The sequence below is a fragment of the Herbaspirillum sp. C7C8 genome, from assembly GCF_022627875.1.
Taxonomy (GTDB): Bacteria; Pseudomonadota; Gammaproteobacteria; order Burkholderiales; family Burkholderiaceae_D; genus Herbaspirillum.
In genome coordinates this window covers 36,132-48,866 of the sequence record NZ_JABXGG010000011.1, presented here as the reverse complement: position 1 = coordinate 48,866, position 12,735 = coordinate 36,132, and the positions used below count along the sequence as shown (strand labels likewise).

Annotated in this window: 10 protein-coding genes; 6 read left to right on the top strand and 4 right to left on the bottom strand. The window is 60.5% G+C overall.

The features are described 5' to 3' along the window. Window positions 1–68 precede the first annotated feature (68 nt). Window positions 69–956 carry a hypothetical protein gene (locus tag HWE01_RS14120; protein ID WP_241822146.1) on the bottom strand — a complete coding sequence of 296 codons (888 nt, stop codon included), beginning with the start codon at window positions 954–956 and terminating at the stop codon, window positions 69–71. A gap of 223 nt (window positions 957–1,179) precedes the next feature. Here HWE01_RS14120 and HWE01_RS14115 point away from each other — a divergent pair, with 223 nt between their 5' ends. From HWE01_RS14115 to HWE01_RS14090, 6 genes are all read left to right on the top strand, one after another. Further along, window positions 1,180–2,019 (top strand): M15 family metallopeptidase, encoded by an 840-nt coding sequence (locus HWE01_RS14115; RefSeq protein ID WP_241822145.1) that lies wholly within the window; start codon window positions 1,180–1,182, stop codon window positions 2,017–2,019. A 68-nt stretch (window positions 2,020–2,087) separates the two neighbouring features. Beyond that, entirely contained in the window at window positions 2,088–2,345 is a 258-nt protein-coding gene (locus HWE01_RS14110; protein WP_008332251.1) for a PAAR domain-containing protein, read from the top strand. Between the two features lie 115 nt (window positions 2,346–2,460). After that, a complete protein-coding gene (locus tag HWE01_RS14105) occupies window positions 2,461–3,960 on the top strand; it encodes a hypothetical protein (RefSeq protein WP_241822144.1) in 1,500 nt (499 codons plus the stop codon). 29 nt (window positions 3,961–3,989) lie between these two features. Continuing rightward, entirely contained in the window at window positions 3,990–7,811 is a 3,822-nt protein-coding gene (gene tssM / locus HWE01_RS14100; protein ID WP_241822143.1) for a type VI secretion system membrane subunit TssM, read from the top strand. Continuing rightward, entirely contained in the window at window positions 7,808–8,794 is a 987-nt protein-coding gene (tagF, locus tag HWE01_RS14095; RefSeq protein WP_241822142.1) for a type VI secretion system-associated protein TagF, read from the top strand. The genes tssM and tagF overlap by 4 nt, the downstream gene beginning before the upstream one ends. Window positions 8,795–8,797: 3 nt before the next feature. Next, window positions 8,798–9,604, top strand: a complete 807-nt coding sequence (locus HWE01_RS14090) for an OmpA family protein (protein WP_241822141.1) — start codon at window positions 8,798–8,800, stop codon at window positions 9,602–9,604. Between the two features lie 82 nt (window positions 9,605–9,686). Here HWE01_RS14090 and tssA read toward each other — a convergent pair whose 3' ends face one another. The 3 genes from tssA to HWE01_RS14075 all read right to left on the bottom strand — a co-directional run bounded on the left by tssA (window position 9,687) and on the right by HWE01_RS14075 (window position 12,683). After that, window positions 9,687–10,814 (bottom strand): type VI secretion system protein TssA, encoded by a 1,128-nt coding sequence (gene tssA, locus HWE01_RS14085; protein WP_241822140.1) that lies wholly within the window; start codon window positions 10,812–10,814, stop codon window positions 9,687–9,689. A 349-nt stretch (window positions 10,815–11,163) separates the two neighbouring features. Then, window positions 11,164–11,898, bottom strand: a complete 735-nt coding sequence (locus tag HWE01_RS14080; RefSeq protein ID WP_241822139.1) for a hypothetical protein — start codon at window positions 11,896–11,898, stop codon at window positions 11,164–11,166. A gap of 59 nt (window positions 11,899–11,957) precedes the next feature. Then, window positions 11,958–12,683 carry a hypothetical protein gene (locus HWE01_RS14075; RefSeq protein ID WP_034351045.1) on the bottom strand — a complete coding sequence of 242 codons (726 nt, stop codon included), beginning with the start codon at window positions 12,681–12,683 and terminating at the stop codon, window positions 11,958–11,960. Window positions 12,684–12,735: the final 52 nt, after the last annotated feature.

Below are 12,735 nucleotides of genomic sequence, written 5' to 3'. Positions count from 1 at the left end.
TTGTGCAGAATAAGAAACAAGATTGAGCTCAGAATTCTCTGCAGACTGCCCGGGTCGGGCAATCTGCATCAATTGTTCGTATTGGCCACCTTGCAGGCGGGATCGCTGTCCCAGCGTCCCGAGCAGATGCGCCAACGGCAGAATTCACCTTCAACGAAACCCAGCGCATGACAGCGTTGCAGCAGTGAGGCGGTACTCTCGCCGTTCTTGCGCTCCACCACATCGACATTGCGGGCATCCTTCTGCCGGGAGGGCCCCGGATGCGCCTGGGAAGGCTTCGCCGGGGCGCCTTGCCCGCTCGCACCGTCGCCACCGTTTGCATTGCCGGCGCCCTCGGGACTGCGTTTCTTCTCGACCTCGCCGGAGCGGGCGACCAGGGCCTTGATCAGATCGACATCGCTGTCGTTGCGATTCTCGGCCTTGGCTGCCTTCCTCTTTTTTTCCTCATGCTGGGCTGTCGACCTGGGGGGCTTCACGGTTTTTTCCGGCTTGGCTTCGAGGGCGTTCTTCAGCGTCGCCGGCGGCGGCTTGACGCCTTCCTCCAGCGCCGAAGTCAACTGGTCCGGGCCACGGGCGGGGTTGGAGTCCGCCGCCGAGTCTGGTGCCGGGGCACTGATATCGTTGATGACCGCTGTATCGGTCGCGGCCGAAGCGACGCCTGAAGCTGGCCCGGTGTCGGTGGTCGATGCAGGTGCAGCGGCTGCCGGTGGCGGCCTGGATGGGGTTGCAGAGGCTTGCACGGAAGTGCTTCCACCATCATGACCGTGCAGACGCAAGGCTGCCAGCGTGATGCCGCCGGCGACCAGCAACAGCAGTAGCACGATGAACAGCACACGACGCGGCTTGTGTGTACCTGCGCCACTGCCACTGCCATTGCTGCGGGCTTTTTTCTTTCCGTCCGAAATCGAATTGAGGATGCGAACTTCATCCGCAGACGAAGTGTCCGATGCAGGCATCAAGCTTGGTCTTTTGGATCCAGGTTTTTCTTGGTTCGGAGGCTGCAAGGCCGTACTCCTGAGTTATCCAACTTGAAACAAGTTGTTTGATTTTTATTAATTTTCCGTTGACTGCCAGTCCGGCTGGATCACTTGCCAATGAGCCGGATCAATTCCAGAAACGTGTCGGCGTCCGCACCTTCAGTGCCACCCAGCGTCGACCAGAATAAAAAGGGGATTCGTCGTGCTGTTCCTTCTCATTGCCACCTATCTGCTGGTCACCGGCTTCGCGATGTGGCTGCTGCTGTTTCCGTCCGGCAGAGGACTGACGTTACGCTTCCTGCACGCCCGGCTTGCAGGTCTGCGCTCACGGTGGGAACGCTGGAACAGAAGAAGCGACGAGGTGATTGCAGGGACCACATCCAGCGTACGGAGTTCCCTGACAGCGAGTGTCGACTACGTGCGCAATAATTACGTAATTGTGTCAACGATCGCAGTATTGCTGATAGGTCCAGCCATCGTTGCATTTCTGTTAAGCGACAAGTCGATGCTGCAGGGTTTTGACGACACCCAGCGCGTAACCAATTCTCAAATTGCGGAACTTTTAAAAGGCGAGCAACTCGTACCACCGCCGCCCTTGCCGCCGGACATGTTTACCACTGCGGAAGTGGTCCAGGTCCGTCCGATGCTGGTCAACGCCAGCCGCAACTGGCAACTGCTCAATCCAGAATACGCCCAACGCCTGCTGCTGGTCTTCAAGATCATGAAGGAAAAGCATGGTTACGAGATGGCGCTCATCGAGGGTTACCGCAGTCCGGAGCGCCAGAACATGCTGGCCGGGATGGGGGGCAACGTCACCAATGCAGCCGCGTTCCAGAGCTACCACCAGTACGGCCTTGCGGGCGACTGCGCCTTTGTCCGGAACGGCAAGCTAGTCATCAGCGAAAAGGATCCATGGGCCATGGAAGGCTATCGTCTCTATGGCGAGGTCGCCGAGTCGGTGGGACTGACCTGGGGCGGCCGCTGGAAGCTGATGGATTTCGGCCACACGGAATACCGCATGCCGGGCGTGATGAAGAAATGAAGCTGGAGGCGGCCCCTTGCCCGGCCGCCCGCATAAAGACAGACCATAGAAATACAAGGGGATACACCATGAGCAAGCCGATCATCGTCCTCGGCGACAAGACTTCGCACGGTGGCAGCGTCATCGAAGGTTCCGGTCAGACTCTGGTCGGCAACAAGCCGGTGGCGCGCATCGGCGACAAGGTCAGTTGCCCGCACCACGGCACCACCACCATCGTCAGCGGCGACCCCACCATGGTGGTGGATGGCGCGCCGGTAGCGCGCGATGGCGACAAGACCGCCTGCGGCGCGGTACTCATTGCCGGTCAGGCGACCACGACGCTCTGAGCGAACCCAACCATCATGACAGGGGCAGGGCCGACTACAACAATAAGAATCCAGAAAGCGAACGCTGATGAGCACATGGATAAAGCGGGGTCTGTTGACCGTCGCAGTTTTCTTGATGACCTGGGTGATGTTCATCACCTACTGGTCAGGCGCCAACCACATGCCCGATGGCGGCGATGTCATCGTCTATCTACTGGTGTTGCCGGCCGCCTTTCTGCTGCTGGTGTGGGGCGTGAGCAAGGCCAGGAGCGCGCTGGTCGCGGCAGCCGCCGCCAAGGCCGCCGCCGCGGCTGCCGCACCTGCCCCGACGGCTGCACCCAGCGAACCGGGACATCCTCCCGAGCGCAGGTGGACGCTGGCCATCGTGGCCACTGCATTGCGCTCACCCTTCGGTGCCGACGCCAGCAGCCTGCTGGAACAGATCAAGTCGCAATCCCTGCGCCTGCCCCTGGATGGCGAATTGGTGAACGATCAGGACATGCCCATCCTCGCCGGGCGCATCGGCGACCTCCAAAGTGAAGAAACACGCGAAATCTACCAGACCTGGCATCAGCAACATTTCCCCGGGCAGGATCTGATGCTGATGGGCGATGCTCACTGGCGCAGCCTGACGCTGGCCGCCGATATCGCGCGGGAGCTGGGAGGACGGCTGCAGTGGCACCCCCTGCTGGAGGAGTATCGCGAGGCTGCGCGTCACCGTCAGGAGGAAGTCGGTTTGCCGCATCTGCATCTGCTGGTCCTGCTGCCTGCCCACTGGGGAAGCGAAACCCGCATGCAGGCTGCACGCTGGCTGGCTGAGCAGGTATGCCTGGCCGGCTGGCCGGCCGAGAAGCTCAACGTGCTTCCCGCCGCGGCCGGCGAAAACGCGCACCCGCTGCAGCACCTGGACCGATTGGTCGCCACCAGTCGCGATGCGCGCACGCAACAGCCCTCCCCTTATCTGGCCTCGTCCTACCTGGCCATGGTCATTGCAGCCGAGTGCAACCTGGATCCGGAGATCGTAAAGGCCTGGCAGCAGGACAAGCAATTGCTGCAAGGGTCGCAGAACATCGGCAAAGCGCCGGCAGAAGCCGCCGCCGGTCTGATCCTGGCCGACGCCACCCAGGCGCTGGCCATGGGGACGGCCGATCCGGTCCTGCTGCACCGGGCCAGCGTGGGCCGGCATGAGCAATCGGTCGACCAGGCTCGCCGCGTATCGGGCGAACTGCTGATCCAGCTGGCGCAGGCTGCGCTGCGCGATGCCGCGATTGCCCCCGATCAGTTGGCCCTGCTGGTAAGCGATGGTGACTACCGCGCCAGCCGTACCGATGAAATCATGAAACTGGGCTACGCCGCCCTGCCCGAACTGGACCTGGGGAGCCAATGCGTCAAGCTCGGCGCCACCTGCGGCTCGGCCGGCCAGGCCACGGCGCTGTCGGCGCTGGTACTGGCACACACTGCCACCTCCGAGAGCGGCGAACCGACCCTGTGCGTCTGCAACGAAGACGCACACCGGCGCGCCGTGGTGGCCCTCAGCCTCGCTCCCGTCATTGCGGCAGGAGCCGCACCGGTTTCCGATCCCGCAGCATCCTCGACATCCACGGCATCTCACGCCCCTGCTTCAGCGACCGTATAACAAGAACTCCACACCAAAGCGCTCACATCATGCAACGACTCTGGCATATCCTCAGCGACACGCGTGTCCTCATCCTCCTGGGCTTCGCCGCCTTGGCGGCCTTTCTCTTCATCGGCGCCGATCAGCTCGAAGTGGCGCTGATCTGGGCCGTTGCCCTGCTCGGCCTGCTGTTGCTGGTCTGGCTGGGGTTCTGGCTCTGCAAGCGCTGGAAAGCCCGGCGTGCCGCCGGCAAGCTGGAAAACGTGCTGGAGCAGCAAGCCACCCAGGCTGCCCCCACCAGCAGCGACGGCGCGCGCCGCGACGACGTGAACGCCCTGCGCCAGCGCATGCTGGAAGCCATCAATACCATCAAGACCTCCAAGCTGGGGCAGAAGTCGGGCGCTGCCGCGCTGTACGAATTGCCCTGGTACATGGTCATCGGCAACCCGGCAGCGGGCAAGAGCACTGCCATCGCCAATTCGGGCCTGCAATTCCCCTTCGCCGACAAGGGGGGCAAGATCGTCCATGGGGTGGGGGGTACACGCAATTGTGACTGGTTCTTCACCACCGATGGCATCCTGCTCGATACCGCCGGGCGCTATTCGGTGTACGAGGATGACCGAAATGAATGGTTCAGCTTTCTGGGCCTGCTCAAGCGCTATCGCAAGCAGGCGCCGATCAACGGCATCATCATTGCGGTGAGCATCGCCGAGCTGACCGGCAATCGTCCCGAATTCGCCATCAATCTGGCCAAGAATCTGCGCCAGCGCGTACAGGAACTGACCGAAAAGCTGGAAGTCTTTGCGCCCGTCTATGTGGTCTTCACCAAGGCTGACCTGATCACCGGTTTCAACGAATTCTTCCTCGACACCGAACGCAGTGAACGCGACCGCGTCTGGGGCGCCACCCTCGCCTACGACCGCAAGCGCAGCGGACAGGAGGTCAGCAGCTTCTTTGATGAGCGCTTCGACGAACTGTACGCCGGCCTCAAGGAAATGAGCCTGGTCAACATGTCGGTCAAGCGCGGCGAAAACCTGGCGCCGGGCGTACTGACCTTCCCGCTGGAGTTTTCCTCCATCAAGGGCGTGCTGCGTTCCTTCGTGACCACCCTGTTCGAGGAGAATCCCTTCCAGTTCAAGCCGGTCTTCCGAGGCTTCTACTTCACCAGTGCCTTGCAGGAAGGCGCGACCGTGAGCGCCTCCTCGCAGCGCATCGCCGACCGCTTCGGCCTGACGCTGGAACACAAGCCGCAGCGCGATATCTCCTCCCAGCACGGCTTCTTCCTGCACAACCTGTTCAAGCAGGTGATCTTTGCGGACAAGCAGCTGGTGGCGCAGTACACCAGCCGCCACAAGCTCCGCATGCGCTACATCACCTTCTTCGCGGCGGTGACCGTACTGGGGGCGCTGCTGGGTGGATGGAGCTGGTCCTACATGGGCAACCGCCAGTTGGTGGCCAACGTCCAGGCCGACATGGACAAGGCCGTCAAACTGCAGGAAAAGCGCCTGGACCTGCAATCGCGCTTCGAAGCACTGGAGATCCTGCAGGACCGTATCGAACAACTGGACCGCTATCGCTCCAGCCGCCCGATTTCGGTCGGACTCGGGCTCTATCAGGGCGACTTGCTGGAACGCAAGCTGCGCGAGGAATACTTCGCCGGCATCAAGGAAATCATGTTGAAACCGGTGGCCTCCAACATCGAGACCTACCTGATGGAAGTCAACGCCAATTCCGGCAAGCTGGAACCGATGTCCAAGCCGCCCCAAGCCGGCGGCATCACGCCGGTGGCCGACAATGGCGCGCAGGCCGGCAACGCCCTGCGCACCTACAAGGACAGCTCGGCCACCAGTGTGGAAGATGCCTACAACGCCTTGAAGACCTATCTGATGCTGGCCGACAAGTCACGTGCCGAATCGAGTCACCTGAGCGACCAGATCACCCGCTTCTGGCGCGGCTGGCTGGAGACCAACCGGGGCACCATGCCGCGCGAACAGATGATCCGCAGTGCCGAGCGACTCATCAGCTTCTCGCTGGAACAGATCAATGATCCCTCCTGGCCGACCGTGGAAAACAAGCTGACCCTGGTCGACCAGACCCGTGAAAACCTGCGTCGTGTGGTTCGTGGCATGCCGGCGCGCGAGCGCGTATATGCCGACGTGAAGGCACGTGCCGCGACCCGCTTCGCGTCCATGACGGTCGCCCGCATCGTCGGCGACAAGGACAAGGAACTGGTGATGGGCAGCTACGCCATCCCCGGCACCTTCACTCGCGATGCCTGGGAGAAGTTCGTGGAGGATGCCTTCAAGGAGGCCGCCAACAAGGAACTGCAAAGCGCCGACTGGGTGCTCAAGACCTCCACCAAGGACGACCTGACACTGGAGGGTAGCCCCGAGCAGATCCAGAAGGCCCTGGTATCGCAGTACAAGACCGAATACGCGCGTGAGTGGCAGAAATTCCTGCAGGGCGTGAGCATCGTCGAACTGCACAACCTGGACGAGGCCACCAATGCCATGAACCGTCTGGGCGACCCGCTAACCTCACCGCTGAACAAGGTGATCAATACGGTCTACGACGAAACCTCGTGGGACAACCCCTCGCTGGTCGATGCCGGCCTGGCGAACGCCAGCAAGGGCTTCATGGGCTGGTTCAAGGAAACCATCCTGCGTCGCTCGCCGGCCCCGGTACCGGCGCCGACCCAGCTCAATACCGATGGCAGCACCGCTATCCCGATGGGGCCGGTCGGCCGCGAATTCGCCGGCGTGGCGCGCCTGGTGGTGAGCAAGGACAAGGGCAATTCGCTCATGCGCGGCTACATGGAAAATCTCTCCAAGCTGCGTACCCGCTTGAACACCATCAAGAACCAGGGAGACACCGGCCCCGGTGCCAAGCAGCTGATGCAGCAGACGCTGGAAGGCAGCGGCTCGGAACTGTCGGATTCGCTCAAGTTCGTCGATGAGGAGATGCTGCCCGGCCTGAACGACCAGCAGAAGACCACCCTGCGGCCGCTGCTGGTGCGGCCGCTGGTACAGGGCTTCAATGCGCTGGTGCGTCCGACCGAAGGCGAGGTCAACAAGATCTGGCGTGCCCAGGTATACGAGCCGTTCCAGAACAATCTGGCGGCCAAGTATCCGTTCTCGCCCAACTCGAAGATCGAGGCCAATAGTGGCGAGATTGGTACCGTGTTTGGCGAGAATGGCGCGATCTCCAAGTTCGTGACCACGGCCATGGGTCCGCTGGTGGTACGCCGGGGCGATACGCTGTCGCCACGCAAGTGGGCCGACATGGGCATCACCCTGTCGCCGACCATCACCACCAGCTTCGCCGACTGGATCAGCACCCCGGGCGGTGCTGGTGCAGGCGGCGGTGGCGGTGCTGCAGATGCGCAGACGGTGTTCCAGATCCAGCCCCAGCCAGCGCCGGGTGCGCTGGAATACACCATCGAGATCGATGGTCAGCAGCTACGCTACCGCAATACCCAAGCCCAGTGGAGCAACTTCGTCTGGCCCAATCCGCAGGGTGCGCCGGGTGCCCGGGTGACTGCCGTCACCTATGACGGTCGTACGGTGGAAGTGGCCAACCAGCCCGGACGCTTCGGTCTGGAACGCCTGATCAACACGGCCCAGCGCAAGCGCAAGGACAACGGGGTCTTCGAGCTGTCGTGGACCAATGACGGGGTGACGGTGGTGGTGAACCTGAAGATCATCAGCAGCGCCGAAGTCTCCGGCAACAGCAATGGTGCCGCACGCGGCACGGCGGCTCTGCGTGGCCTGAAGCTGCCGGAAACCATCGCTGGCGGCGCGCCGCCAGCGCCTGCACCGGCGTCGCCGGTGCAATCGCAAACTCAATCCATGACTACAGGGGCCAAGCAATGAGTGCATCCGGCACCCCCATCAGAATCGGCTATTTCGGCAAGATTCCGGCACGCGGGGATTTCATCAAGGCCAACGACAACGCCGCGCTGATCACGCTGCTGGACAACTGGCTGGCGCAGACCATGGAGCTGCTCTCGCGCGATGCGCGCTGGAAGATCATCTATGACGGCGTCAAGCCCCTGCATTTCGTGGTCATGGGTCCGCGCAGCCGGCGTGCCGTGGCGGGCCACCTGCGTGCCAGCGGCGACCAGTCGCAGCGCCGCTTCCCGTTCATCTCGATGAGTGCCTTCGATATCGAAGATCCGGTGGCCTTCGTCAGCAACAGTCCTCTGATCCTCTCGCGACTGTGGACGCGCCTGGAGTCGCTCACACAGGGGGTACTGAGCGCGCCCGATCCTGGCCAGCCACTGCAGACACTGGCTTCGACCACGCTGGAACTGGACATCAACAGCGCCGGCTACCGCGCCGCCTTCGCTGACTTCCTTGATCTGCAGACGACCGGTTCGCTGCAACAGATGCTGACCGAGGCAGGCTTCGCCGGCAATCTGCGTCAGCTGCTGCTGGCACTGGGCCTGCTGCTGCAACCTGTCATGGCCAGCACCTCCAGCCGTCTCGACAAGAACCTGATCCTGCCACTACCGCGCGACCCGATGTATCGCAGCCTGGTAGCCAGCTTCTGGATGCACCTGATTACGCCCTTCCTCACGCGGGCCGATTTCGAGCTGGTGCTGTTGCTGACCAGAATGGATGAACAACCGGTCATGTTCCTTGGCTTCTCCGGAGCTTCACCGCGCACCCTGCATTCGGTGATGGATGTCCAGGCCGGTGCCGAGCACAACATTCCCTTCGACGATGCCGACTGGGTGGAGGAACACGTGAGCGGTGACTACGGCATCCAGAAACTGTCCAGCTACCTGGCCCATCCAGACCTCTCGCTGACCTCGGCCCTGGCCTCGTTCCGCGAAGCTTTCATCGGAGCCTGAATCTTGAAGACGAACCTTCTTTCCCAAACCCGTCGGCTGGCGCTGTTGAGCACCGCCTCGCTTGCCTGCTCAATCGGCCTGGCGCAGAACGTTGCGCCGCCTGTTGCCACTCCCGCGCCGGGCCAGGTCCTGGTCACCGGAACGGTACCGGACGAAGCCAGCAAGGCCGCGGCCCTGGCGCGTCTGCGTGAAGTCTACGGCGCCGATCGTGTAGTCGACCAGATTGCGGTGGGCCAGGTGGTATTACCGGCCAACTGGAACAGTCACGTGCAGAAACTGATTTCGCCCAACCTCAAGGCGGTCAGCCGAGGTCAGCTGAAGATCGACGGCACCAGCGTCAGCATTTCCGGCGAAGTGGCCAATGAAGCACAGCGACAACAAATCGCCAGCGACATGGCCAGCAGCCTGAATTCTTCCTATACCGTCAACAATGGCTTGCGGGTTTCCACCTCGGAACAGGGCTTGCTGGACAATGTACTGGCCAACCGCGTGGTGTCCTTCGAGAGCGGGCAGGCCACCTTGACGCCTGAAGGCAAGCGCATCCTCGACGAGATCGCTGCCACCATGTTGAGACTCAAAGGACGGCATGTGGAGATCATCGGCAATACCGACAATGAAGGTCTGCGCGCCAGCAACATTTCGCTGTCGCTGGCGCGGGCCGATGCGGTCAAAGCCTACCTGAGTGCAAAGGGCGTCGATGAGAGCCTGCTGACTACCTCTGGTCAGGGCCCTGACCGACCGGTCGCCTCCAACAGCACGGCGGAAGGACGCGCCAAGAATCGCCGCATCGAATTCCGCATCGCCAAGTAAGGGCTGGGCGAATCTCGTAAAAGAAAAAAGGAACCGTTTTTTGGCGGTTCCTTTTTGCATTTGAGCTGAGGCCGCTACGGGCTCAATCCTGCGGAGGCGGTTGCAATCCCAGCAGTTCCTCGACATGGGACAGCGCGGCATTGTCCTTGATGACAGTCTTGAGCCAGGCATGCAAGGGCATTTCGCCCCACTGCGCTGCCTTGTCCGCCAGGTGGGCGACCGGGCTGTGCGGCTCGGTGCGTCGGAAGAATTCCGCCACCGCACGCAGTTGGGCGATGGCTTCGGCACGGGTACGGATGGGCCCTTGATGCTGGACCTGCGCCGCAACTGGGCTTCCGGGCTCGGTAAATTGGGCGGCCAGGGCGGCGGTGTTCTCGTCTGCGACGACGATTTCCGCGGGTGCCACTGAACGCAGGCCGGTGTCGGCAGCGAAACGCGCGATGGTGTCATGCACCAGCGTGATCGCCTCACGTGCGGCAGAGAAGCCGGGGCCGTCGACGCCCAAACGCTGGTCCACCGACTTTTCGAATTGTTCCAGGCATTGCAGGCAATATTGGGTATCGGCGAGCATGGCTTCGTAGAAGGCATGTGAGCTGCGTTTGCGGGCCGATTCCATCACGGCCAGCTTGACGCCCTCCTCTGGCTGCCCGCCCTCGTTGGCGATGCGCTCGGCATTGGCGGCGCGCGTGCGTGCACCATCGAAGTCGAGCAGGGAGAAGGCACTGCCGCGTCCTTCGGTCAGCGGGATCTCGCGTGACATCTGCACCGAGCGCGACAGCAGCCAGGTGAGGTTGCCGACGCGGCGGTCGTGGTCGCCCTCTTCAGACAGGGGGTAGAGGTGATCCCAGAACTGGTCGAACAGGCCGGCCACCAACAGGAAGCCATCACCCAGCCCGCGCAGGCCGCGCGTCTTGCAGGCAGCTTCGCTGTACCAGACGGCCAGGCGCAGGTCCTTGCTGCGGGTTTCGATGAGCTGGGCGCAGCGTTGCTCGACGAAGATCCAGTCGGCCTCCTTGATGTCGGTGACCCATTCGCCCTGGTCCAGGGTCGGATCGTCGAAGCGACGGGCCTCGGCGATGGCGTCCAGATCGGCGGTGAAGGAGAGGTCTTCGCCGCCGGGGTGATTGTCATTGATGGGCTTGAGCAGCGGGTCCACGGCGGAGGTGGGTGGCTTGACGCCGAGCAAGGATTTCAGGGTAGGCAGTTTCATGGTCGATGCGATCCCGATCAGTTATTTTCTTGTCATGATGATCCCCGCTGGTCCTGCGTTTGCTTGCTGGAACTGGCGGGCCTTGGAGCGGGTTGGACAAGGGTTAGGGGCGGGTGTTCGCGGTGGCAGATGAATAAGCGGGAAATTATGAGCCGATTCTCGACCTCGTATGTGGCTCGTACTCTCCAAGCTGATCAGTGTGAGTGGTGCCGTGTGATATCTGTGCAGCGGCAATAATTGAGAATTTGCGAATGCTGCCGCCACGGGAGGCAGACTTCATATGATTGCGGTACTAATTTCAAGGACATGATCGCTGTAATCTCGTTGGGGAAAGCGATCATTCCATCGACTATTGATCTTCTGGGAATAGCTCATGTGGAATGATGTCTTCAGATAACCACTCCCAAGTCACTTCCCTATCGAATGAGCGTGGCATGGGCGCCCCTGCTTCAACATATTCTTTATCGTCGACCAAATCCGCAATTAACCAATAACCAGTTTGCGGACACGTCACTCCTGACTTGATGCGAATCCGACTGGTATCAACATCAGCTATTTTTTCTGCGGATATACACATCCCAGATATCTTTTCAATTCCGTTCTTCAGGCTGACAAAAAAATCCCACGAGGCTAGATTTCTATCGGTGAACGGAGTGAAGTCGGCGAGATAGAGTTGCAGATAATAATTTGAATTGTAGGTAATCGTATGAAGCAAGCCTCCATCCTCGTCTCGCAAAAACATGGTTGAGTATCCGGGCACAAGACTGCCGTCATTCTTTTGCGCCGGGACCAGATCCAATTGCAGGCCGTCTCGCAAATCCTCAAACAGGGCTCCAGCCAGATGGCGGAAAAGTGCAAATTTCTTGTTGTCCGGCGTGACAAACATCAATACACGATCTGCTGTCCAATAGGCGTAGAAGCGCTTTCCTTCTACTTCAATGTACGAACCCCTTATGGGTAGTGCGAAGTGAGCAATGAGATCCGTGTCACTGCCTCTCCATGCAGTATCAACGTACCGCCACAGTCCGGTAGTCGGTTCAAAATCAATGACGTCGCTGCTGGTGTGGTGCTGGCAAATCAACATAAGTATGAACTTGGGTCACTGCGTTCGATCCTGTCGCGGCTACAATCAGACGTGACAGGTTATAAGAAGAATTCTGGAGGAACAATATCAACCGATAGCCATTCCCACACCACATCCCGCCCGAGCGAGCTCGGCATCGGCTTTCCTTCTTCAATTCTTTTCTTGTCGTCGAATAAGTCCGCGACAAGCCAAAATCCTGTCTTGGGGCAGGTTGCTCCTGTGGGTACACGGATACGATCCAGGTCCGGACCGATCAGCTCAGGATTTTCTACGCACTTGCTGGCGATTTCTTCTACGCCACGCATCAATCCCACGAAGAAGTCCCATGTTCCGAGATCGCGATCAACTGATGCAGTGAAATCTCCGAGATAGAGATCAACGAAGAACTGAGCGTGATAGGAGACCTCATGCAATATCTCGTCACGGCTGTTGAGCAGGCGAAAGGTCGAATAGCCTGGAACTGCAGATCCATCCTTCTTTTCGGTGGGGACCAACTCCATATGCAGTCCATCCCTTAGATCTTCAAAAAGAGCCTTTTTCAAGTAACGAAAGAGCTTGTATTCCTTATTCTCGGGTGTGACAAATTTCAAAATTCGATCTGCTGACCAATAAAGGTAATAGCGTTTTCCATCCACCTCGGTGTAGCTACCACGGATTGGCTCGACCACGAATCCCATAATCGACGTATCTGTACCGCCTCGAGATGTCTCTGCGTAATGCCATAGGTAGGTGCCGGGAGCCAGCTCAATCACATCGCCAGCGGTATGGTGGAGGTACAGCAGCATGATTCAGTTCTCTTTGCCTTCCGGACGTGTTTGACCATGAAACAGGATCTCA